The organism is Isoptericola sp. NPDC057391 (genome assembly GCF_042668085.1).
Lineage (GTDB): Bacteria > Actinomycetota > Actinomycetes > Actinomycetales > Cellulomonadaceae > Isoptericola.
In genome coordinates, this window is the sequence record NZ_JBHVBO010000022.1 from 20,566 (window position 1) to 42,390 (window position 21,825).

The 21,825-nt window shown below is 75.3% G+C and carries 24 protein-coding genes; 16 read left to right on the forward strand and 8 right to left on the reverse strand.

Annotated features, from left to right (window positions below):
- Positions 1–66 precede the first annotated feature (66 nt).
- Positions 67–411 (forward strand): TraR/DksA C4-type zinc finger protein, encoded by a 345-nt coding sequence (locus tag ACFUVW_RS05365; protein WP_430570319.1) that lies wholly within the window; start codon positions 67–69, stop codon positions 409–411.
- A gap of 121 nt (positions 412–532) precedes the next feature.
- Positions 533–1,162 (forward strand): uridine kinase, encoded by a 630-nt coding sequence (locus ACFUVW_RS05370; protein WP_430570320.1) that lies wholly within the window; start codon positions 533–535, stop codon positions 1,160–1,162.
- A 19-nt stretch (positions 1,163–1,181) separates the two neighbouring features.
- Here the strand turns inward: ACFUVW_RS05370 and ACFUVW_RS05375 are convergent, their stop codons facing one another.
- Positions 1,182–1,922: a VOC family protein gene (locus ACFUVW_RS05375; RefSeq protein ID WP_430570321.1), complete on the reverse strand. Its 741-nt coding sequence runs from the start codon at positions 1,920–1,922 to the stop codon at positions 1,182–1,184.
- Positions 1,923–1,996: 74 nt separating this feature from the next.
- On the opposite strand from ACFUVW_RS05375, the gene ACFUVW_RS05380 reads away from it, so the two are divergent.
- Positions 1,997–2,326 carry a hypothetical protein gene (locus ACFUVW_RS05380; protein WP_430570322.1) on the forward strand — a complete coding sequence of 110 codons (330 nt, stop codon included), beginning with the start codon at positions 1,997–1,999 and terminating at the stop codon, positions 2,324–2,326.
- 5 nt (positions 2,327–2,331) lie between these two features.
- Here ACFUVW_RS05380 and ACFUVW_RS05385 read toward each other — a convergent pair whose 3' ends face one another.
- A complete protein-coding gene (locus tag ACFUVW_RS05385; RefSeq protein WP_430570323.1) occupies positions 2,332–3,825 on the reverse strand; it encodes an SDR family oxidoreductase in 1,494 nt (497 codons plus the stop codon).
- 141 nt (positions 3,826–3,966) lie between these two features.
- Here ACFUVW_RS05385 and ACFUVW_RS05390 point away from each other — a divergent pair, with 141 nt between their 5' ends.
- Both ACFUVW_RS05390 and idi read left to right on the forward strand, forming a co-directional pair.
- A complete protein-coding gene (locus tag ACFUVW_RS05390) occupies positions 3,967–4,773 on the forward strand; it encodes a tryptophan-rich sensory protein (RefSeq protein ID WP_430570324.1) in 807 nt (268 codons plus the stop codon).
- Positions 4,770–5,321 carry an isopentenyl-diphosphate Delta-isomerase gene (idi, locus tag ACFUVW_RS05395; RefSeq protein WP_430570325.1) on the forward strand — a complete coding sequence of 184 codons (552 nt, stop codon included), beginning with the start codon at positions 4,770–4,772 and terminating at the stop codon, positions 5,319–5,321. The genes ACFUVW_RS05390 and idi overlap by 4 nt, the downstream gene beginning before the upstream one ends.
- A 7-nt stretch (positions 5,322–5,328) precedes the next feature.
- Here the strand turns inward: idi and ACFUVW_RS05400 are convergent, their stop codons facing one another.
- A complete protein-coding gene (locus tag ACFUVW_RS05400) occupies positions 5,329–5,853 on the reverse strand; it encodes a MarR family winged helix-turn-helix transcriptional regulator (RefSeq protein WP_430570326.1) in 525 nt (174 codons plus the stop codon).
- 68 nt (positions 5,854–5,921) lie between these two features.
- Here ACFUVW_RS05400 and ACFUVW_RS05405 point away from each other — a divergent pair, with 68 nt between their 5' ends.
- From ACFUVW_RS05405 to ACFUVW_RS05430, 6 genes are read left to right on the forward strand one after another with little or no spacing between them, the layout of a single operon-like run.
- Complete coding sequence (locus ACFUVW_RS05405) at positions 5,922–7,013, forward strand: polyprenyl synthetase family protein (RefSeq protein WP_430570327.1); 1,092 nt, start codon at positions 5,922–5,924, stop codon at positions 7,011–7,013.
- Positions 7,010–7,921 carry a phytoene/squalene synthase family protein gene (locus tag ACFUVW_RS05410; protein WP_430570328.1) on the forward strand — a complete coding sequence of 304 codons (912 nt, stop codon included), beginning with the start codon at positions 7,010–7,012 and terminating at the stop codon, positions 7,919–7,921. The genes ACFUVW_RS05405 and ACFUVW_RS05410 overlap by 4 nt, the downstream gene beginning before the upstream one ends.
- Positions 7,918–9,582 (forward strand): phytoene desaturase family protein, encoded by a 1,665-nt coding sequence (gene crtI / locus ACFUVW_RS05415; protein WP_430570329.1) that lies wholly within the window; start codon positions 7,918–7,920, stop codon positions 9,580–9,582. The genes ACFUVW_RS05410 and crtI overlap by 4 nt, the downstream gene beginning before the upstream one ends.
- On the forward strand, positions 9,579–9,932 hold the full coding sequence (locus tag ACFUVW_RS05420) for a lycopene cyclase domain-containing protein (protein WP_430570330.1): 354 nt from the start codon (positions 9,579–9,581) through the stop codon (positions 9,930–9,932). The genes crtI and ACFUVW_RS05420 overlap by 4 nt, the downstream gene beginning before the upstream one ends.
- Positions 9,929–10,258: a lycopene cyclase domain-containing protein gene (locus ACFUVW_RS05425; protein WP_430570331.1), complete on the forward strand. Its 330-nt coding sequence runs from the start codon at positions 9,929–9,931 to the stop codon at positions 10,256–10,258. Before ACFUVW_RS05420 ends, ACFUVW_RS05425 begins: the two co-directional genes overlap by 4 nt.
- The gene (locus ACFUVW_RS05430) at positions 10,255–11,169 is read left to right on the forward strand and encodes a prenyltransferase (protein WP_430570332.1); all 915 of its coding nucleotides are present in this window, start codon (positions 10,255–10,257) and stop codon (positions 11,167–11,169) included. Before ACFUVW_RS05425 ends, ACFUVW_RS05430 begins: the two co-directional genes overlap by 4 nt.
- Before the next feature lie 22 nt (positions 11,170–11,191).
- Here ACFUVW_RS05430 and ACFUVW_RS05435 read toward each other — a convergent pair whose 3' ends face one another.
- Together ACFUVW_RS05435 and ACFUVW_RS05440 are read right to left on the reverse strand one after the other, a co-directional pair.
- Complete coding sequence (locus ACFUVW_RS05435) at positions 11,192–11,635, reverse strand: pyrimidine dimer DNA glycosylase/endonuclease V (RefSeq protein WP_430570333.1); 444 nt, start codon at positions 11,633–11,635, stop codon at positions 11,192–11,194.
- Between the two features lie 4 nt (positions 11,636–11,639).
- Entirely contained in the window at positions 11,640–12,905 is a 1,266-nt protein-coding gene (locus tag ACFUVW_RS05440; protein WP_430570334.1) for an APC family permease, read from the reverse strand.
- Positions 12,906–12,978: 73 nt separating this feature from the next.
- Here ACFUVW_RS05440 and ACFUVW_RS05445 point away from each other — a divergent pair, with 73 nt between their 5' ends.
- The 4 genes from ACFUVW_RS05445 to ACFUVW_RS05460 all read left to right on the forward strand — a co-directional run bounded on the left by ACFUVW_RS05445 (position 12,979) and on the right by ACFUVW_RS05460 (position 17,913).
- Positions 12,979–13,731 carry a TetR family transcriptional regulator gene (locus ACFUVW_RS05445; protein WP_430570335.1) on the forward strand — a complete coding sequence of 251 codons (753 nt, stop codon included), beginning with the start codon at positions 12,979–12,981 and terminating at the stop codon, positions 13,729–13,731.
- Entirely contained in the window at positions 13,728–14,720 is a 993-nt protein-coding gene (locus ACFUVW_RS05450) for an ATP-binding cassette domain-containing protein (protein WP_430570336.1), read from the forward strand. The genes ACFUVW_RS05445 and ACFUVW_RS05450 overlap by 4 nt, the downstream gene beginning before the upstream one ends.
- Positions 14,717–16,369, forward strand: coding sequence for an ABC transporter permease (locus tag ACFUVW_RS05455; protein WP_430570337.1), 1,653 nt, complete (start codon positions 14,717–14,719; stop codon positions 16,367–16,369). The genes ACFUVW_RS05450 and ACFUVW_RS05455 overlap by 4 nt, the downstream gene beginning before the upstream one ends.
- Positions 16,370–16,518: 149 nt before the next feature.
- Positions 16,519–17,913, forward strand: a complete 1,395-nt coding sequence (locus tag ACFUVW_RS05460) for an amino acid permease (RefSeq protein WP_430570338.1) — start codon at positions 16,519–16,521, stop codon at positions 17,911–17,913.
- Here ACFUVW_RS05460 and ACFUVW_RS05465 read toward each other — a convergent pair.
- Positions 17,882–18,364, reverse strand: a complete 483-nt coding sequence (locus ACFUVW_RS05465; RefSeq protein ID WP_430570339.1) for a DUF6653 family protein — start codon at positions 18,362–18,364, stop codon at positions 17,882–17,884. The genes ACFUVW_RS05460 and ACFUVW_RS05465 overlap by 32 nt on opposite strands.
- 71 nt (positions 18,365–18,435) lie before the next feature.
- The gene (locus ACFUVW_RS05470) at positions 18,436–19,725 is read right to left on the reverse strand and encodes an NAD(P)/FAD-dependent oxidoreductase (RefSeq protein ID WP_430570340.1); all 1,290 of its coding nucleotides are present in this window, start codon (positions 19,723–19,725) and stop codon (positions 18,436–18,438) included.
- 34 nt (positions 19,726–19,759) lie between these two features.
- Between ACFUVW_RS05470 and ACFUVW_RS05475 the strand changes: the two genes are divergently transcribed.
- Complete coding sequence (locus ACFUVW_RS05475) at positions 19,760–20,422, forward strand: MOSC domain-containing protein (protein ID WP_430570341.1); 663 nt, start codon at positions 19,760–19,762, stop codon at positions 20,420–20,422.
- Here ACFUVW_RS05475 and ACFUVW_RS05480 read toward each other — a convergent pair.
- Positions 20,376–21,542 (reverse strand): hypothetical protein, encoded by a 1,167-nt coding sequence (locus tag ACFUVW_RS05480; RefSeq protein WP_430570342.1) that lies wholly within the window; start codon positions 21,540–21,542, stop codon positions 20,376–20,378. The genes ACFUVW_RS05475 and ACFUVW_RS05480 overlap by 47 nt on opposite strands.
- Positions 21,543–21,825 lie beyond the last annotated feature (283 nt).

Here is a 21,825-nt window from a genome sequence, read left to right on the forward strand (position 1 = left end):
GGACCGGCGGGATGACCCGCCGGTGACGGCCGGACGAACTTCGGGTGTGAGTGCGAGACTGCCGGGATGACCGATGACGCGCACCCGGAGGCGCGCCTGCGGGCGCGGCTCGCGGAGGTGGAGGATCGTCTCGCGTCGCAACGCCGCGCCGTCGACGGGATCGTCGAGTCGGCCCGCGACTCCAACGCCGACGACGAGCACGACCCCGAGGGCGCCACGCTCGCCTGGGAGCGGCAGCAGGCGGCGGCGCTCGCGGCCGAGGCGGAGCGCGAGCGCGACCAGCTCCTCGCCGCGCTCGACCGCGCCGCCGCCGGGACGTACGGCGTCTGCGAGGTGTGCGGCCGGCCCATCCCCGCCGCGCGGCTGGAGGCGCGACCGGCCGCCACCCGCTGCGTCGAGCACGCGCGCTGAGCGGCGCCGGACGACGCTCGGCGCGGGACTTCCGGCGCACGGCGGCAGTCCGAACTGCCGCGCCGGGCACGAACTGCCGCGCCGAGCATCAGACCATGGCTCGACCTGGCAGCATGTCGGCGTGCGCGTGGAGCCCGTGACCCCGGACGGCGTGATCGAACATGTCGTGGAGCGTGTGCTCGCGCGCGACGGAGGGGCCGCTGCTGCGGTCCGCGTGCTGGTGGACGGGCACCCGTCCACCCACCCGGAGGCGCTGGCGGGCGCGCTGGTCGAGCCGCTGCGGGCGGCGGGGCGCCCCGTCGCGCGGGTGCGCGTGCGGGACTTCCTGCGCGCCCGGTCGCTGCGCCTCGAGCGCGGGCGCCGGGACCCCGACGCACTCCTGGACGAGTGGATCGACGTCGACGGGCTCAACCGGGAGGTGCTGGGTGCGGTCGTGACGCGCGGCCGCTGGCTGCCGAGCCTGCGCGACCCGGACACCGGACGCTCCACGCGCGTCGGGTACGAGGCCGCGCCGCCGGGCACCGTCGTCGTGCTCGACGGGTCGCTCGCCATGGGCCGCGGGCTCGACGTCGACCTCGCCGTGCACCTGGCGCTGCGGGCCGCGACGGAGACGCGGAACACCCCGCTCGACGACGCGTGGACGCTCGCGGCGTACGGGCGCTACCGGCGCGAGGCGCAGCCCGAGCGGCGCGCGGACGTCGTCGTCCGCGTGGACCACCCCGACCGCCCCGCGCTGGTGCTGCCGGGCTGAGGTCCGGCCGGCGCAGGTCTCACCCCGTACAGAGGCAGAACGGGTGCCCGGCGGGGTCGGCGAAGACGCGGAACGTGTCCTCGCCGCCGGGCAGGCGCGTCGCGCCGACGGCGAGGGCCGCCGCCTCGGCCTCGTCCAGGCTCCGCGGGCCGACCTGCAGGTCGAGGTGCAGCTGCTGCGGGTGCGCCGGGTCGGGCCAGCGCGGGGCGGAGTAGCCCTCCACCTGCTGGAACAGCAGGGCCCGGTCCCCGCCGAGCATCGCCATGCCCTCGGCGTCGTAGACCACCGGGTCGCCGAGCACGCCGGACCAGAACGCGGCGGCGGCCGACGCGTCCGGGACGTCGAAGGTGAGGCCCATGATCGTCAGGCCCTCGTTGTCGGGCGCGTGGCACAGGTCGAAGGGGTGCCCCGCCGGGTCCGCCAGCGTGGTCCACTCGGGGTTCTCGCGCAGCACGGTGGCGCCGAGCCCGACGGCGCGCTCCACGGCCGCCGCGACGTCGGGGACGCGCAGGTCGAGGTGGGCTTGCTGGGGGTGCTCCTGCCCGGGCCACTGCGGCGGCACCAGGTCGGGCGCGGGCTGGAAGGCGAGCGACCAGCCGTCGGGGGTGTTCAGCGTGATCCAGTCCTCGCCGTACCCCTGCTGCTCGACCTCCGCGCCCGTCAGCCGCTGCCAGAAGTCGGCCGCGACCTGCGTGTCGGGGGCGTCGAAGACCACCGCGTCCAGCGTCGCGACCCGCGTCGTCGTCGTGTCGTCGCTCATGCCGCCCAGCCTGCCGCGCGGCACCGACACCCGCATCGCGGGCGGCGGCGCCGCGCCGGTGCGATCGTGAGGGCATGGACAGGCAGGGACGCGCCGACCGCCGCGCCCGCGTCGCGACGGCGGCGGTCGTGGTCGGCGCGGCGCTCGTGCTGCTGGGCGCGTGCGCCGCGGGCCCGAACCCGGGCGTCGACACGTCGACGATCAGCGGCGCGGGGCCCTACGGGTTCTGGTGGGGGCTGTGGCAGGGCATGATCCTGCCGATCACGTTCGTCGTCTCCCTGTTCACCGACTCGGTGTCCGTGTACGAGGTGCACAACAACGGCAACTGGTACGACGTCGGGTACGTCCTCGGCATCTCGCTGGTCTTCGGCGGCCCGCTCGGCGCTCGCCGCGCTCGCCACTGAGCCGCTCAGCGCGGCGCCTCGGCGGCCGCGTGCTCGTGCGCGGCACGCGCGATGTTCCGCTGCATCCCGCCGAACACGATCCCGTGGAACGGGCTGATCGCCCACCAGTACAGCTGCCCGGGCAGGCCGCGCGGGGCGAAGATCGCCCGCTGCCGGAAGACCGGGGCCTCGCCCGGCCCGTCCTCGACCGACAGCTCCAGCCACGCCAGCCCCGGGAGCCGCATCTCGGCGCGCAGCCGCAGGAGCCGTCCCGGCACCACCTTCTCCACGCGCCACCAGTCCAGCGCGTCGCCCGGCTCCAGCCGGTGCGGGTGCCGCCGCCCGCGCCGCAGCCCGGGGCCACCGAAGAGGCGGTCCAGCACGCCGCGGGCCACCCAGCCGAGGCGCCACGAGTACCAGCCGTGCGCGCCGCCGATCCCCTCGATCACCGACCACAGCGACCCCGGCGTCGTGTCCACCTCGCGCGACCGGTCGTCCACGAGCAGGCTGCCGCCGGCCCAGTCCGGGTCGTCGGGCAGGGGGTCGGACGGCGCGCCCCGCGTGGACGCGGAGTTCCAGCTGGTCCGCACGTCCAGGTCGCGGATCCGCGCCAGCGCGAGCGCGACCGCGTCGTCGAACCCGACGAGCCCCTCCGGCGGGTCGGGGACGTGCTGGGCGATGTCGTGGTCGCGGGCGACGACCTCGTGCACCAGCGAGCCGACGAGCGGGCGTGCGATCGCGGGCGGCACCGGGGTGACGAGGCCGACCCACAGGCTCGCGAGCCGCGGCGTGAGCACGGGCACGGCGCGGATCACGCGGGGCCGCAGCCCGGCGACGGCGGCGTAGCGCTGCATCATCCGGCGGTACGTCAGCACGTCCGGGCCGCCGATGTCGAAGCCCCGGCTGACGTCGTCGGGGATCTCCGCGGCCCCGACGAGGTAGCGCAGCACGTCGCGGACGGCGATCGGCTGGATGCGGTTGTCGATCCAACGCGGGGCGACCATGACCGGCAGCCGCTCGGTGAGGTAGCGCATCATCTCGAACGACGCGCTGCCGGAGCCGAGGATCACCGCGGCCCGCAGCGCGACGGTCGGGACCTCGCCGTCGAGCAGGATCTCCTCCACCTCCCGGCGGGAGCGGAGGTGCGGCGACAGATCGGCGGTGTCGGGGGAGAGGCCGCCCAGGTAGACGACGCGGCGCAGCCCGGCCTCGGCGGCCGCCTGCGCGAACCCTTCGGCCGTGCGGCGGTCGGTGTCGGCGAAGCCGGAGCCCGCGCCGAGCGCGTGGATGAGGTAGTACGCGACGTCGACGCCGTCCAGTGCGCGGCGCAGGTCGACGCGCTCCTGGGCGTCGCCGGCCACGACGTCGACGTCGGCGGCCCACGTGCGGGCGGCGAGGCGCTCCGGGTGGCGGGCGAGCACGCGGACGCGGTACCCGGCGGCGAGCAGCTCGGGCACGAGCCGCCCGCCGATGTATCCCGTCGCCCCGGTGACGAGGACGAGCGGCGCGTCGGACGTCACGGGCGTCCTCCTCCGGTGACGGTCGGGGCCGGATCGTGGCCAGGTCGCTAGCCAGGCTAGCAATATCTCCCGAGCGATGGCAGGGTGGAGGGGTGCCGCGGACACTCGTCCGCGGCGTCGTCCGACGACCGAGGGGGACCGATGACCGACGCGAGACCCGCCCCGCGGCTGCAGCAGGTCGTGGTGACCGTGAGCCTGCTGGTGTGCGTCGTGGGCTCGATGATCGGCGTCGGGGTCTTCGGCGGCACGCGGATCGCGGATGCGGCGGGCGGCGCGCTCGCCGCGGACGCGACCCTCGTGGCGCCGGCATCCCCCGCGTTCTCGATCTGGACCGTCATCTACCTCGGCCTCGCGGGTTACACGGTGTTCCAGTGGCTCCCCGCGCGCGCCCGCGACGACCGGCAGCGCCGGCTGCGGCTCCCGGTCGCGGCGACGATGCTCCTCAACGCCGCCTGGATCCTCGTCGTCCAGGCGGGGGCGCTGTGGTGGAGCGTCGTGGTGATCGCGGTGCTCCTCGTGCTGCTCGCCCGGACCTTCCTGATCCTGGTGCGGACCCCGCCGAGCGGCGTCCTCGAGCGCGTGCTCGTGGACGGCACGCTCGGCCTCTACCTGGGCTGGGTCTGCGTGGCGACGGTCGCGAACGTGGCGGCGGCGCTCGCGGCCGCGGGGTTCGACGGCGGGGCCGTGGCCGCGGACTGGTGGGCCGTGGCGATCCTCGCGGTGGTCGCGGCGATCGGCGTCGCCCTCGCCGTGCGCGGGCACGGGCGGATCGCCGTCGCGGCGGCGATCGCCTGGGGCCTGGTCTGGGTGGCCGTCGCGCGCTCCCAGGGGGCGCCGGCGTCGGCGCCCGCCGCGGCCAGCGCCGTCGCTGCGGCGGTGGTGGTGCTCGGCGCGGCGGTGGTGCTGCGCGTGCGGGCCGTGCGAGCGGTCACGAGGTCGGCGGCATGACCGACCAGGTCGAGGACCACGTGATCCTGCTCGACGACGATGGCGCGCCGCTCGGGGTCGCGCCCCGCGCGACCGTGCACACCCGCGACACCCCGCTGCACCTCGGGTTCTCCTGCTACCTGTTCCGCCCGGACGGCGGGCTCTTGCTCACGCGGCGCGCGCTGTCGAAGCGGACGTGGCCGGGGGTCTGGACCAACTCGTTCTGCGGGCACCCGCGCCAGGGGGAGTCGCTGGGCCAGGCCGTCCTGCGGCACGGCCGGCACGAGCTGGGCCTGGACGTCACGACCGACGGCGAGCCCGCGCTCCCCTCGTTCCGCTACCGCGCCGTGGACGCGGGCGGCGTCGTCGAGAACGAGATCTGCCCGGTGCTCCTCGCGACGGTGGACCGTGACCCGGTGCCGAACCCGGACGAGGTCATGGACTGGCGGTGGGTGCGCCCGGGCGACGCCTCGGCGCTCGCCGACCTGGCGCCCTGGGCGGTCAGCCCGTGGATGGTCGAGCAGGTGCGGGAGCTGCGCACCGCGGGCTGGGCGGCGCCCCGCGCGTAGCGGGACGTCAGGCGGGCGCGTCGCCGGCCACCGTCCCCGCGGCGTGGTCGGACTCCCGCTCGGCCTCCGTCGCCATGGCCAGCAGGAAGTCCCGCACGGCCGGGCGGGAGCGCGCCGGTACGGCCCGGGCGATCTCGAGCATGCGGGCGTGGACCGGTGCGAGCCGCTCGCGCACCTCGGCGTGCGCCGCGTCGGAGGCGATGACGACGACCGAGCGGCGGTCCGACGGGTGCGGGCGCCGCTCGAGATGGCCGGACGCGACCAGGCGGTCGAGCAGCTTGGTGGTCGAGGCGGTGGAGATCGTCAGGTACTCGGCGAGTCCGCGCGGCGTCGCCGGCTCGCCGCGGCCCTCGCAGGCGATGACGTGCTGGAGCGCGCGGAGGTCGGTGAGGTTCATCTTCATGTCTCGGCCGGCGCGTCGTCGCATGGCCTCGTCCGCGCGCCGGAACGTCCGCAGCGCCTCGAGGAGGCTGCGGGCCTCCGCGTCCGACTCCCCGAACCAGTAGGAGCCCCCTGTGGGTGCCTGGGTCACGCGCTCATCCTAGTCGTCTGGGACGTGGCTAGTATCTTGCTAGGCGAGTGAGATGCCAAACTAGTAACATGTCGACCAGTGACCGGCCGAGCAAGGAGGTGGGTGCCGTGCATCGTGCGTCGCACCGCGGGGACGACCCGGTCGACCTCGTCGTCGAAGGGGCGCTCCAGCGGCTGCTCGACGACGGGGAACGCCAGGACGGCACCCGGCTCTGGGATGCCGTGCGCGGCACGAGCCGCGGGGGCAAGCGGTTGCGCCCGCGGATCCTGCTCGACGCGTACGACGCCCTCGCCGGGGTGGCGCCGCCCGAGCCGCGCGACGTCGCACTCCGCGTGGCCGCAGCCCTCGAGCTCCTCCACCACGCGTTCCTCGCCCACGACGACGTGATCGACGGCGCGGACACGCGCCGCGGGCGCCCGAACGCGGCCGGGATGCACGCCGCGCAGGCCCTGGAGTCCGGGGCGAGCACGCGGCAGGCGCAGGGCTACGGCGCCGCCGCCGGCATCCTGGCCGGGGACCTCGCCCTGGCGGCCTCCGTGCGGGCGGTCGCGCTCTGCGGGGCGGCCCCGGCGGCCACCGAGCGCCTCCTCGACGTCGTCGACGAGGCCATGCACCTCACCGCGGACGGCGAGCTCGCGGACGTCCGCCTCAGCCTCGGGGGGTGCGCCGACCTCGACGAGACGCTGCGGACCGCCGAGCGCAAGACCGCGGTCTACTCCTTCCAGCTCCCCCTGCGGGCCGCGGTGATCCTGGCAGGCCGGGAGGACCTGGACGGGGGCGTCCAGCGGCTGGGCCGCGACCTCGGGCTCGCGTTCCAGCTGCGGGACGACCTGGACGGCGTGTTCGGCGACCCGGCCGAGACCGGCAAGAGCAACGCGTCGGACCTGCGGGAGGGTAAGTGCACCCCGCTGATCGCCCTCGCGCACGGGACGGCGGCGTGGGGCGAGCTGAGCACGCTGCTCGGCGACCCCGACGCCGGGGACGCCGCGCTGCAGTGGGCCCGCGAGCTCCTGGAGGCCTGCGGCGCGCGCGCCGCCGTCGAGACGCTAGCCGCGAACCTCGAGCGGGACGCCGTCGTCGTGGGACACGACCTCGGCCTGGGCGCGCTGGCGGAGGCCGTCGCGGGCGCCCGCCTCCCTCGCGAGCCGAGCGCCGCATGAGCGCCGCGACGGTGCCCGACGGCGCGGCCGGCGCCCTCTCCGTCCCCGAGGCTGATGCCGTCGTCGTCGACCCGGTGTACGACGCCGTGGCCGCGCGCAGCGCCGCGGTGGTGGTCCGCGCCTACTCGACGTCGTTCGGCTGGGCGTGCCGCCTGCTCGGCGACGACGTGCGCGCCCATGTGCGCGGCGTGTACGCGCTCGTGCGGGTGGCCGACGAGATCGTCGATGACCCGCGGCCCGGGCTCTCCGTCGCCGAGAGCCGTGAGCTGCTGGACGAGCTCGAGCACGAGGTGGCGCGGGCGCGCGGGCGCGGGCGCAGCAGCAACCTCGTGGTGCACGCGTTCGCGCGCACGGCACGCCGGTTCGGCATCGGGGACGACCTGGTGGCGCCGTTCTTCGCGTCGATGCGGACCGACCTCACCGTCACCGCCCACGACGAGGCCGGCTTCGCCGCGTACGTGCACGGGTCGGCCGAGGTGGTCGGGCTGATGTGCCTGCGGGTGTTCCTGGCGGGCGACGACGCCGCGTACGAGCGCCTGGCCCCCGGCGCGGCCCGGCTCGGCGCGGCGTTCCAGAAGGTCAACTTCCTGCGCGACCTGGCCGAGGACGTGGACCTGCGCGGGCGGTCGTACTTCCCGGGCCTCGACGTGGACGCGTTCGGCGACGCCGACCGCGACCGGCTGCTCGCCGACATCGACGGCGACCTGGCCGCCGCGCGCGTCGCGATCGACGACCTGCCGCGCAGCTCGCGCGTCGCCGTACGGGTGGCGCACGATCTGTTCGCCGAGCTCTCCCGCCGGCTGGCGGCCACCCCGGCCGCCACGATCCGCCGGGAGCGGGTGAGGGTCCCCGGTCCGGTCAAGGCGCGGCTCGTGGCCGGGGCCCTTGCGGGGGAGATGTTGCGATGAGGGTGGTGGTGGTGGGGGGCGGCGTCGCCGGGCTGGCGACGGCGGGGCTGCTCGCGCGCGACGGGCACGACGTGGAGCTGCTCGAGCGGCACGACGCCCCGGGCGGGCGCGCCGGCTCGTGGGAGCGCGACGGCTTCCGCTTCGACACCGGCCCGTCGTGGTACCTCATGCCCGAGGTCTTCGACCACTGGTTCCGGCTGATGGGCTCGAGCGCCGACCGCGAGCTGGACCTCGTCGGCCTCGACCCGGCCTACCGCGTGTTCTTCGAGGGCCGCGGTGACGCCGACGAGCGACCTGACCCGCTGGAGATTTCCCCCGACCGGGCCGCCAACGTCGCGGCGTTCGAGGCCGTCGAACCCGGCGCGGGAGCGCGGCTGGACCGCTACCTGGACTCCGCGCACGACACGTACGACCTGGCGCTGCGGCGCTTCCTGTACACGACGTTCGCCTCATGGCGGCCGTTCGCGCACCGGGACGTCGTCTCGCGGCTGCACCGGCTCGGGCCGCTGCTCGGCCGGTCGCTCGGCTCCCGGGTCGCCGCGCGCTTCCGGGACGTGCGGCTGCGCCAGGTGCTGGGATACCCCGCGGTCTTCCTCGGCTCGTCGCCGGACCGGGCGCCGAGCCTGTACCACCTCATGAGCGCCCTCGATCTCGACGGCGGCGTGCGTTATCCCCAGCGGGGATTCGCGCGCGTGGTGGACGCGGTCGCCGGGCTCGCGGTGGGCGCAGGCGTCACCCTGCGCACCCGCGCCCGCGCGACCGCGATCACGACCACGGCCGTCGGGGCCCGCCCGGGGTCGGCTCGGTCCGGACCCTCCGTCCCTGGACCCCGCCGTCCCCGGGCCGCGGTGACGGGGGTGCGCTGGGTGGACGACGCCGGCCGGGAGCAGCACGCACCCGCGGACGTCGTCGTCGCCGCGGCCGACCTGCACCACGTGGAGCAGGATCTGCTGCCGCCCGACCTGCGCGACCGGGCGCCCGCGTGGTGGGACCGGCGCGACCCCGGCCCCGGCGGCGTCCTGGTGATGCTCGGCGTGCGGGGGCGGGTGCCGCAGCTCGCCCACCACTCGCTGTTCTTCACCGCCGACTGGGAGGAGAACTTCGGCGCCATCGCCGAGGGGCGCGTGCCCGACCCGGCCTCGCTGTACGTGTGCGCGCCGTCCCGCACCGACCCGACCGTGGCGCCTCCTGGGCACGAGAACCTGTTCCTGCTCGTCCCCGTCCCCGCCGACCCCGGCCTCGGGCGCGGCGGCGAGGACGGCGCGGGCGACGCCGCCGTCGAGGCGATCGCCGACGCCGCGATCGACCGCGTCGCCGCGTGGGCGGACGTGCCCGACCTGCGCGAGCGGGTGGTGGTGCGGCGCACCGTGGGCCCGGGGGACTTCGCGGCAGACCTCTCGTCGTGGTCGGGTGGCATGCTCGGTCCGGCGCACACCCTCCGTCAGAGCGCGATGTTCCGGGCCGGCAACCGGTCCCGGCGCGTCGCGGGGCTGCTGCACGCCGGAGGTTCGACCATCCCCGGCGTCGGGCTGCCGATGTGCCTCATCAGCGCGGAGCTCGCCGTGAAGCGGCTGCGGGGCGACACCACCGCCGACCCGCTGCCCGAGCCGTCGCCCGACCCGTTCGACGAGAATCGTCCGGCCCTCGCCTCCCGGGAGTGATCGCCCTGCACTGGACCTCCTTCGTCTACCTCGCGCTGCTGCTGGGCGCGCTGGCCTCGATGGCCCTCGTGGACCGGCGCGCCCGACTCGTCCTCTGGTCGGCGCGTCCCGGCCGCGGCGCCGCCGTCCTCGCCGTCGGCGCCCTGGTGTTCCTGGCCTGGGACCTCGTGGCGATCGCCGAGGGCTTCTACTCGCGCGGCGGCGCCGCCATGACCGGCGTCGAGCTCGCCCCGCACCTGCCGCTGGAGGAGCTGTTCTTCGTCCTGTTCTTCTGCTGGTTCACGCTGCTGCTGCACGGGCTCCTGCGGCGTGCCCTCGCCCGGCGACGCACCACCCGGGAGGCGCGATGACGTACGCCGGGCTGGGGATCGTCGCGGTCGCGGTCGCGCTCGTCGTCGCGCTGGTCGCGGCACGGGTGCGGCGCCTCGGCGCGCCGTATTGGGCGGCGACGGCGCTCGCCGCCGTCGTCCTCGTGGCGCTCACCGTCCTCTTCGACAGCCTGATGATCGCCGCCGACCTGTTCCGGTACGACGACGCGGCGCTCCTGGGCGTGCGGCTGTGGCTCACGCCCGTCGAGGACCTTGCGTGGCCCGTCGTCGCGGCGCTGCTGCTGCCCGCGCTGTGGGCGCTGGCGGACGGCGACGAGCCCGGCGTCACAGAGGAGCCCAGGTCATGACGGCGCCTGTGGCAGGAGGTCAGGCGGTGGGGCGCGCGGCCGCGCTGCGCCAGGTGGTCGGCTCGTCGCGCCCGGTGAGCTGGATCAACACCGCGTACCCGTTCGCGGCGGCGTACCTGCTGGCGGGCGGGGCCGGACGGGTCGGCGTCGCCGAGCTCGTCGTGGGCACGCTGTACTTCCTTGTCCCGTACAACCTGCTGATGTACGGGCTGAACGACGTCTGGGACTACGAGTCGGACCTGCGCAACCCCCGCAAGGGCGGTATCGAGGGCGTGGTGCTGTCGCGGCGGTGGCACCGCCTCACGGTGCGCGCCGCCGTCGTGAGCAACCTCCCGTTCCTCGCGTATCTGGTCCTCGTCGGGGATACCGCCTCCACCGCGGTGCTCGCCGTGAGCGTCTTCGCCGTCGTCGCGTACTCCGCGCCGGGCCTGCGGTTCAAGGAACGCCCGGTGCTGGACTCGGCGACGTCCGCGACCCACTTCGTCAGCCCCGCCGCCTTCGGCCTGGCGCTGGCGGGCGGCTCCCTCACCGGCCCCGTGGTCGCCGTGCTGGGGGCGTTCTTCCTGTGGGGCATGGCGTCGCAGGCGTTCGGCGCCGTGCAGGACGTCGAGGCGGACCGCGCCGCCGGGATCGGCTCGGTGGCCACGTGGCTCGGCGCGGCGCGCACCGTGCGCGGGGCGATGGCGGCCTACGCCGCGGCCGGCGTCGTGCTGCTCCTGGCGGGCTGGCCCGCGGCGCTCGCGGCCGTCCTCGTCGTGCCGTACGTGGTGAGCGTCGCGCCGTTCCGGAACCTGCCCGACGCCCGCTGCGAGGAGGCCCACGCCGGCTGGCGGAGGTTCCTGTGGCTCAACCTCGTCACCGGCTTCCTGGTGACGCAGCTGCTCATCGCCGTCAGCCTCGGCTGGCTCTGACGGCTGGCCGGGCCCGTTCCGGTCAGGCCCGCTCCCAGTCCTCGCGCGGCCCGGGGACGGTCGTGAACAGCGGGTGGGTTCGCACGACGTCGGCGTCCGCGAGCGCCCCCGCGCGCTCCGGCGTGCGCACGTGGAGCTTCGCCAGGAGGTGCGCGCGCTCGACCTCGAGCTGACCGTCGGTCACCGCGATCCGTGGCACGGGCGGGCGGCCGTCGCCGGGAGCGTCGAGGATCCGGCCGCGGTCGTAGGAGTACCCGCGGTCGGTGGCCTCGTCGGCGACGGCGGCGAGGTACGCGCCGACCGCAGCCAGCGGGTCGGGCGTCGCGCGGAAGCGGACGAGCTGCGGGTGGTTGCGGTAGCCCTTCGTCCGCCCGGCGAGCACCGCCTGGGCGAGCAGCGCCTCGCGCCAGCAGGCGGTCAGGCCCTGCCGGTCGAGGTAGTCGGGGGCGAGGGACCAGAGGCGCACCGGGTCATCGTGACACGCGCACCCACCGCACGAGCAGCCCGACGGCGAGCACCCCGGCTCCCGCGAGCACCGCGGCCGGCGGCAGCGTCGCGCACAGCACCACGCACCCGACCAGGCCCACGGCCTGCAGCGCCCGCGGGTACCGGCGGTGCGGGCCGGTCTGGGTCCACGCGGCGAGGTTGGCCACCGCGTAGTACGCGAGCACGCCGAACGAGGAGAAGCCGATCGCGCCCCGCAGGTCCACCGTGAGCACCAGCGCGACCACGACGACGGCGACGGCCACCTCGGCCCGGTGCGGCACGCTGAACCGGGGGTGCACGGCGGCGAGGGGCCGCGGCAGGTCGTCCTCGCGCGCCATGGCCAGCGTCGTCCGGCCCACGCCGGCGACGAGGGCGAGCAGCGCGCCGAGCGACGCGGCAGCCGCGCCGACGCGCACGACGACGCCGGCCCACGGCACCCCGGCGACCGCGGCGGCCAGGGGTGCGGGCGCGGCCGCCGTCCCCGCGAGCCCGAGCGCCGCGAGCAGCGTGACCGCCACGACCGCGTAGACCACGACGGCGCCGCCCAGGGCCCCGACGATCGCGCGGGGGATGGTGTGGGCCGGGTCGCGCACCTCCTCGCCGAGCGTCGCGACGCGGGCGTACCCGGCGAACGCGAAGAACAGCAGGCCCGCGGCCTGGAGCACGCCGTAGAGCACCGTGCCGGCGCCGGTCGGGGTCGTCGCGACCAGCGTCGCCGTCGGGCCGGGGGCGTCCGCCGGGCCGCCGGCGAGGGCCACGGCGACGGTCACCGCCAGCGCGAGCAGCACCACGACGACGATCCACCGGGCCAGCCGGGCGGTGCGCGTGACGCCGCGATAGTTGACGGCCGCCAGCGCGACGACGGCGAGCGCCGCCACGGGTCGTTCCCACCCGGGCGGGGCGGCGTAGGCGGCGAAGGTCAACGCCATCGCCGCGCAGCTCGCCGTCTTGCCGATGACGAACCCCCACCCGGCGAGGAACCCCCACCACGGGCCGAGCCGCTCGCGCCCGTACACGTACGTGCCGCCCGAGGCCGGGTACTGCGCGGCGAGCTGCGCGGACGACGTCGCGTTGCCGTACGCGACGACGGCCGCGACGGCGAGGGCGACGAGCAGCGCGGCGCCCGTGCCGGCGGGCAGCACGGCCGCGGCGGCGGGGGAGAAGGCGGCGAAGACGCCGGCCCCGATCATCGACGACAGGCCGATCACGACGGCGTCGGTGGTGGTGAGGCGGCGCGCGAGCTCGGTCACGGGTCGATCCTGCCGTGATCGCCGCCGCGGCGGGTCTTGCACCGCTACTGAACACGTGTTTAGTCTGTTGAACATGCGTTCAGTCGATGCCGCTCCCGAGGAGCCGACGACCGACCCGACAGCGGCCCGCGGGCCGCTCGTGCCGGCGTCCGACGGCAGCACCCGCGGCCGGATCCTCGACGTCGCGATGCGCCGGTTCGCCCGGTCCGGGTTCGGGGCGTCCGTCCGGTCGATCGCCTCCGACGCCGGGGTGAGCCCGGCGCTCGTCATCCACCACTTCGGGTCCAAGGACACGCTGCACACGGCGTGCGACGAGTACGTGCTCGCGTGGATCCGGGAGGTCAAGCGCGACTCCATCGGGCGAGCCGCGGGCGGCAACCTGCTGCAGGTGCTCGCGGCGGCGGACCAGTACGCGCCGCTCGTGGGCTACGTGCTGCGGTCGCTGCAGGCCGGCGGCGCGGTGGGCCGCGAGTTCACCGAGCACATGATCGCGGACGCCGAGGTGTACACCGCCGAGGCGGTCCGCGACGGCGTCGTGCGGCCCAGCCGGGACGAGTCGGCGCGGGTGCGCTACCTCGTCTACTCGGCGCTCGGCGCGATGCTGCTCTCCGTCACGCTCGACCCGCCGCAGGACGCCGAGGACGTCACCGCGGCTATGCGCCGCTTCATGAGCGAGCTGTACCTGCCGATGCTCGAGCTGTTCACCGAGGGCTTCCTCACCACCCGTCGCATGCTCGACGACTACCTCCTGTACGTGCCGGACCCGCCGGGCAGGGCGCAGGCCCCCACCGCCGGAACCCCCCACCACGACGAAGAGGAACCATGACCACCACGGCTGCATCCACCACCCGGTCGCGCGCCGCGACCGCGCCCGCGGTCGAGATCCACGACCTGCGCAAGTCCTTCGGCTCCGTCCAGGCCCTCGACGGGCTGGACCTGACCGTCGCCGCCGGCCAGGTGGCCGGCTTCCTCGGCCCCAACGGCGCCGGGAAGTCCACCACCATCCGCGTGCTGCTCGGCCTGCTGCGGACCGACTCCGGCAGTGCCCGCCTGCTCGGCGGCGACCCGTGGCGCGACGCCGTCGCGCTGCACCGCCGGCTGGCGTACGTGCCCGGCGACGTCTCGCTGTGGCCGAACCTCACGGGCGGCGAGGCCATCGACTACCTCGCCCGCCTGCGCGGCAAGCCCGACAAGAAGCGCAAGGCCGAGCTGCTCGAGCGGTTCGAGCTCGACCCCACCAAGAAGGCCCGCACGTACTCCAAGGGCAACCGCCAGAAGGTCGCGCTCGTCGCGGCGTTCGTCTCCCAGGTCGACCTGCTCGTGCTCGACGAGCCGACCTCGGGCCTCGACCCCCTCATGGAGGCCGTGTTCACCGAGCACGTGCGCGAGGCCAAGGCCGCCGGCACCTCCGTGCTGCTGTCGAGCCACATCCTGTCCGAGGTCGAGAAGGTCTGCGACACCGTGACGATCATCCGCAACGGCCGGGCCGTGGAGTCCGGCACGCTCGACGACCTGCGCCACCTCACGCGCTCCGCCGTCACCGCCGTCGTCGACGGCGACCCCTCGTCGATCGCCGCGATGGCGGGCGTGCACGACCTCGCCACGACGACGAGCGACGCCGGCATCCGCGTCACGTTCGACGTCGACAACTCCGAGATGGGGCGCGTGCTGCCCGCCGTGTCCGCCCTCGGCGTGCACTCGTTCACCGCGCAGCCGCCGTCGCTGGAAGAGCTGTTCATGCGGCACTACGGCGACGAGCTCGCCGCCGACGGCGTGCCCGCCCAGGGCGCCCGGGGCAAGGCGGGTGCGCGATGAGCGCCGTCACCGCCGCGCCCCCGCTCGCGCCGGCCCCGGCGCGCGGCGGCACCACGCTCACCGGCACCTGGAGCCTGGTGCGGCTCATCCTGCGCCGCGACCGCGTGCGCCTGATCGCGTGGAGCCTCGGCATCCCGCTGCTCTACCTGGGCGCGCTGCCGGAGTACGTGCTCATGGCCGACGACCCGGCCGGCCTGCAGGCGAGGGCCGCACTGGTCCAGTCGCCGGCGATGGTCGCGATGACCGGCCCGGGCTACGGCACCGACGACTACACGGTCGGCGCGGCCGTCGCGAACGAGCTGGTCCTGTGGGTCGTGCTCGCGCTCGCGGTGATGAGCATCCTCCAGGTGGTGCGGCACACCCGGGCGGAGGAGGAGTCCAGCCGGTCCGAGCTGGTGCGCGCGGCCGCGGTCGGCCGGCACGCGGCCGTCGTCGCCGCGGCGATCGTCGTCCTGGCGGTCAACGTCGTGGTCGCGCTGCTGTCCACCGGCGTCCTCGTCTCCAACGACCTGCCCGCCGTCGACTCGCTCGCCATGACGCTCGGCATCGGCGTGAGCGCGATGACGTTCGGTGCGGTCGCGCTCGTGGCCGCGCAGGTGACCGAGCACTCGCGGGGCGCCACCGGCCTGTCGATGGCCGTGCTCGGGGCGGCGTTCACGCTGCGCACCATCGGCGACATGCAGGAGGTCCACGGCAGCTGGGTCTCGTGGCTCTCCCCGATCGCGTGGGCGCAGCAGATGCGCGCGTACGTCGACCTGCGTTGGTGGCCCGCCGCCATCGGTGTGGTGGCGATCGTGCTGCTGCTGGTCGTCGCGTCGGCGCTCGCGTCGCGACGCGACTTCGGCGGCGGCCTCGTCCCCGACCGCCGGGGGCCGGCCGACGCCCGCCCGGGCCTCCGCTCGCCCGCCGCCGTCGTGTGGGGGCAGCAGCGCATGGCCCTGCTGTGGACGGCGCTCGGCCTGGGCCTCATGTGGCTCGCGACCGGCACGGTGATCGCCCAGATCCCCTCGATGACCGAGTCCCTGCGGGAGAACCCGGTGTACTCCGCGCTGCTGGGCGAGGGCGACCTGGAGAAGGCGTTCCTCGGCATCATCGTGCTGTACGCGGCGCTGGGCGCGGCGGCGTTCGGCCTGGTCGCGACGCTGCGGGCGAAGTCGGAGGAGGAGGCCGGGCGCGCCGAGTACGCCCTGGCGACCCCGGTCTCCCGCGGCCGCTGGCTGGGCGCGACGCTCGTGGTCAGCGCGGTCGGCACGGCCGTCGTCATGATCACGGGCATCCTCGCGCTCGCCGCGGGCGCCGCGGCGTCCGGCGTCCACGAGCCGTCGTTCGGCGCGATCGCCGAGGCCGGGCTGCTCTACCTGCCGGCGCTGCTGGTGCTGGTGGGCCTGGCCGCGGCGTTGTACGCGTGGGTGCCCCGGGCCACCGCGCTGGTGTGGCTCGTCTTCGGCTACACCCTCGTGGTCGAGATGTTCGCCGACCTGTTCGACCTGCCGGACTGGGCCCGCCGCGTCTCGCCGTTCTGGTGGGTGCCGGACTCGTTCACCGGCGACGTCGACTGGGGGCACGTCGGCGGGCTGTGCGCCGTCGCCCTGGCGCTGTTCGTGCTGGCGTTCGTCGGCTTCCGCCGTCGGGACGTCGCGACGAAGTAGCGCCCCGCCCCGCGAGTTGTCAGGGCCAGGAGCATGTTCCCGTGGTCCTGGCCCTGACAACTCCCGGTGCTGGGAGTTGTCAGGGTCACGCGCGCGTATCCGTGGACCTGGCCCTGACAAGTCGCGAGGGCGGGTTAGCGTGGTCGGCCGTGAGCACCCCCACGGATCCCGGCACGACGGCGCGCGACGCCCAGCTCGCGCACGGCCTGCGCACCCGCCACCTGACGATGATGGGGCTCGGCTCCGCGATCGGGGCGGGCCTGTTCCTCGGCGCCGGCGTCGGCGTCGCGACGGCGGGACCCGCCGTCCTGGTCAGCTACGCCATCGCGGGCGCGCTCGTCGTCCTCGTGATGCGGATGCTCGCGGAGATGGCGTCGGCGCTGCCCGCGTCGGGCTCGTTCTCGGTCTACGCGGAGGCGGCGCTCGGCCGCTGGGCCGGGTTCCTGCTCGGCTGGCTGTACTGGTTCACGCTGATCATGGTGCTGGGCGTCGAGGTGACCGGCGTCGCGGGCATCGTCAGCGGCTGGTGGCCGGACGTGCCGCAGTGGGTCGTGGCGGCCGTCGTCGTCGTGGTGCTCGGCGGCATCAACCTCGTGGGCGTGCGGCAGTTCGGCGAGTCGGAGTTCTGGTTCGCGGCGATCAAGGTGGCCGCGATCCTCGCGTTCCTCGTGGTCGGCGTCCTCATCGTGGTGGGAGTGATCCCCGTGTCCGGCAGCGTGCTGGGCGACTGGGCCGCGCACGGCGGCTTCGCCCCGGCAGGCTGGGCGGGCATCGCGGCCGGCCTGCTCACGGTCGTCTTCGCGTTCGGCGGCATCGAGATCGTCGCGATCGCCGCCGCCGAGGCGCGCGACCCGCGCACCGCCGTCGCCCGCGCCACCCGCACCATCGTGTGGCGGATCCTGCTGTTCTACGTGGGCTCGGTCGCGATCATCGTCGCGCTCGTCCCGTGGGACGACGCCGCGGCGCTGGAGTCCCCGTTCGTCTCCGTGCTGCAGCTCGCCGGGTTCGACGGCGCCGCGCGGCTCATGGAGGTGGTCGTGGTGCTGGCCCTGCTCAGCGCCTTCAACGCGAACGTCTACGGCACCTCCCGGATGCTCTTCTCCCTCGGCCAGCGCGACGACGCGCCGCCCGCCACCACCCGGGTCTCGCGACGCGACGTGCCGTGGGTGGCCGTGCTCGTGTCCGTGTTCTTCGGCGTCGTCGCGGTGGGCCTCAACTGGCTGCTGCCCGCGCAGATCCTCACGATCCTGCTCAACGCCGTCGGCTCCGCGCTGTTCGTCGTGTGGCTGCTCATCACGATCTCCCAGCTGCGGCTGCGGCCGCGCCTCGAGGCCGACGCCGCGCGCTCCGGCGAGCCGATGCGGCTGCGCATGTGGGGCTACCCGTACCTCACCTGGGTGACGCTGGCGGCGCTGGTCGCGCTGGCCGGACTCATGCTGTCCGACCCGGCGGCGCGCGCCCAGCTCGTCGCCACCGGCGGGCTGGTCGTCGTGATCCTGGCGGTCTACGCCGTCACGCGCCGGGTACGGAGGGCCCGGGCCTGACGCTCGTCGAGCCGGTCGACGACCGGCCGTTCGCCGATCTGGAGTTGCGGTCGTAGTAGCGGGCCATCAGTTCCCAGTACGCCATCAGCAGCCCCATCTCGAGTGCTGTCGCTGCTGCGGCCGGTACTGCACGGCGCCGATGGGCGGCGACCATCGCGACCAGCAGCGCGGCGGTCGCGGCGACGTTGACGGCCATCGCGGAGTCCATCGGCCGTTCGGCGATCCATCGCTCCTCCCCGAGAGCCGCCCGGGTCGCCCATGCTCGGTCGTGCGCGGGCTCGCGGAACACCACCGGGTTGACGGCCATCCACAGGCCGACCAGCATGGCGTCGCGCCGGCTGCGTCGCCACACCGGGACGAGCATCAGCGGTGTGCTCGCCCACCTCGTCCACATGCTCCACGGGTTGCTGTGTCGGGCGAACACCACCCGCTTGACCTTGTCCCGGTCCACCGTCGACGGCTCCTTCCGGCCCTGCTGCCCGTCCTGCTCTCGATCCTCCTCCTTGTGCGGACGGCGTGTGCTCAGCCGCCGGACTTGTCCGGCCGCACCGTCGGCACGTCGCCGACGATCGGGATGGGCCGGCGGTGGAACGGGAAGCCGTACCGGGTGACCAGCCCGGCGAGCGTCGTGACGCGGTTGCGCGGCCCGACCAGCGACATGATGTGCACGAACAGCCACACCAACCAGGCGAGCCCGCCCGTGAGCCGCAGCATCTTCGACGTCACCGGCAGGGTGATCTCGGCGATCGCGGCGCGGCGCCCGATCACCGCCATCGTGCCCTTGTCGTGGTAGCTCAGCGGCTCGGTGGCCCGGCCCGCGAGCAGCGCGAGGATGTTGCGCGCCACCTGCTGCCCGCCCTGGATGGCGGGCTGGGCGAGCTGCGGCAGCCAGTCCGGCGTCTCGGCGATGTCGCCGATCGCGAAGACCCCCGGCCGCCCCTCGACCTGGAGGTCCGGGCCGACGGCGATGCGCCCGCCCTTGCGGCGTGGCAGGTCCCAGTCGTCCACCTCGGGGTGCGGGCCGACGCCCGCGGACCACACGGTGAGGTCGGCGCGGAGGCGGGTGCCGTCGGTGAGCACGACGGCGTCGGGCAGCACCTCCGCGACGCCGGCCCCCAGGTGGAGCTTCACGCCGCGGTGCTCCAGCTCCTTCGCGGCGTACTCGCGCAGGCTGGGGTGGAACGACTTGAGCAGCTCGGCGCCGCGCTGCACGACCGTGATCTCGAACGCGTCGCCGTGGATCTCGGGGTAGGCGGGCGCGAGCCCGGCGGTGCGCAGCTCCGCGAGCGCCCCCGCGACCTCGACCCCGGTGGCACCGCCGCCCACCACGACGACGCGCAGGCCGTCGTCCGTCTCGGGCGTGAACGCCGAGTTCTCCAGGCGGATGAAGAGCTGGTCGCGGATCTTCAGCGCCTGCGACCGCGAGTACATCCCGAACGCGTTCTCCTTGGCGCCCGGGGTGTCGAAGAAGTTCACGGTGACGCCGTTGGCGAGCACCAGGTGGTCGAACCCGATCGTCTCGTCGTTGGCGAGGCGGATCCGTCGGGCGTCGTGGTCGATGCCGACCAGGTGCTCGTGCAGCACCCGCAGGTTCTTCTGCTTGAGCCGCAGCCCGCGCAGCCAGTAGGTGACGTCGCCCGGGTTCAGCCCGCCGGTGGCGACCTGGTACAGCAGCGGCTGGAACGTGTTGTACACGCGCCGCTCGACGAGCGTGACGCGCACGGGCGCCTTGGCGAGCGCCTTGACGACGGCGAGGCCACCGAACCCTCCGCCGACGACCACGACATGGGGAAGTTCGGTGCGCTCGCTCACGGGACCACGGTAGGTGACCTGAGAGGATGCTGCCGTGTCCGAGCTCCTCGCCGTCTGCCGCGTGCACGCCCTCCTGCCCGACGCCGGGACGGTGGGCGTCACCGCCATCGACAAGCGTCCCGTCGAGGGACGGGTCAAGGCCCGCCCGTACGGGCTGTACGCCGACGTGCAGGCGGACCGCAAGGACCACGGCGGCCTGGACCAGGCGGTGTACGCCTACTCCCAGGAGGACGCTGACGTGTGGGGCGCCGAGCTGGGGTACGAGGTGACGCCCGGGCTGTTCGGGGAGAACCTGCGCACCCGCGGGCTCGAGGTGAGCCGTGCCGTGATCGGCGAGCAGTGGCGCGCGGGCTCGACCCTCCTCGAGGTGACGCAGCCCCGCGTCCCCTGCCAGACGTTCGCCCGCCGCCTCGGCTCACCCCCGCGCTGGGTGCGCCGGTTCACCGAGGCGAACCGGACCGGCGCGTACCTGCGCGTCGTCGAGAACGGCGACCTCGGCGCGGGCGACGCCGTCGAGGTGGTGCACCGGCCCGCCCACGGGGTGACCGTCGCGGACTGGTTCGGGGCGCAGAACCGGCTCGACGGGGCGCCCGAGCTCGCCGACGTCGCGAAGGCCCTGCTGGTGGCCCACGACGCCGGCGAGGTGCGCCTCAGCGACGAGCTGCGGGGGCGGGCGGAGACGGCTCTGGCGAGCTGACGCCGTACCGGTGCCCGGCGTAGCCCCAGACGGCGAGGGCGAGCGCGGGGCCCCAGAACCACGCGGGGAAGTACAGGGCCGCGGTCCACCCCATCATCACGATCATGGGGACGGCAGCACCGCAGAGCATGACGGCGACGATCCCGCCCGGCACGATGGCGGCGGCCGGCGGCACCGGTCGTCCCGCGCGGCGGCCGAACCAGCGCGGCAGCCGCTCGCCCCACGGCAGGATCAGCCCGAGCGTGAGGACGATGCCGAGCCAGGCGCCGCTCGAGAGGGACAGGCCCTGGATGCGGACCGGGAGGGTCAGCTCCTCCGCGGGGCCCGCGAACGCCGGCCACGGGGTGAGCCAGGTGAGCCGGACGAGGGCGTACGGCAGGGGACCGAGAGCCGCGACGACCGTGAACAGCGTGCGGTGTCGTGTCACCCAGGCCGTGGCCCGGCGCAGGGACCCGCGCCGCCAGGCCGCCACGAGGGCCAGCCCGGCCCAGGCCGACGCCGTCGCGAGCGGAAGCAGCACGGAGAGCAGACCCCACCGTTCCCGTGCGAACCCCGCCGCGACGCCGCCGAGCCAGGTGCTGAAGGCGTCGCCGGCGACGATGACGCCGACGACGGCGGCCGCGGCCGAGAGCACCACCGGGACACGCCAGGCGGGGTGGGTGCGGAACACCTGCACCCCCGCCCAGACGGCGAGGACCGGGACCGACAGGGCGACGAGGTAGCCGGCGACGCTGAGCGTCCCCGACCCCTGGGCGAGCAGCCCGAACGCGAGCACCTCGACGACGGCGACCGGCACCACGGCACGCTGCGGCTGCTGCCGGGTCGCGAGCACGACGGCGGCGGTGGCGGCGCCGAACAGCGCCACGGCGAGCAGCAGCCAGGTGAGCGGCAGGCCAGGCAGGAGCGCGTGCCCGAGCGAGTTCCCGTCCTCGCGGAACGGGTCGACGCCGGGCCGCGCGGCGAGGAACCCGAGCAGGGCGGCGGTGGCGGCGGACGTGACGAGCGCGGCGACCGCGAGCCGGCGGTCCGGCGGCGGCGCCTCAGGGGTGCCGGGTGCGGTGCCGTGATCGGTGCCGGCGCCGCGCCGGGGGACTTCTCTGGGGACGGACGTGCTGGTCATCGTGCTGCCTCCGGTCGGTGGTGGGTGTGCTCCCACGCTCGCGCCCGCGGGTGGTGGGGGGCTTCCCCCGTGCGGGGGAACCCCGTCCCCCGCGCACGGGAACCTGCGCGCCGTCGTCCGCCGTGGCACCCACCGTCGACCGCCCGGGCGGGCGTTCCCCCTTGTGGAGTCCGGTCGGGACCGCTACTCTCGAACACATGTTCGAAGTCGACGGAGCAGGGGCCGCGCCGCCCGCGGTCCCGCGCCGTCGTCCTCGGGCGTTCGGTCCCGGCGCGGCCTGTGC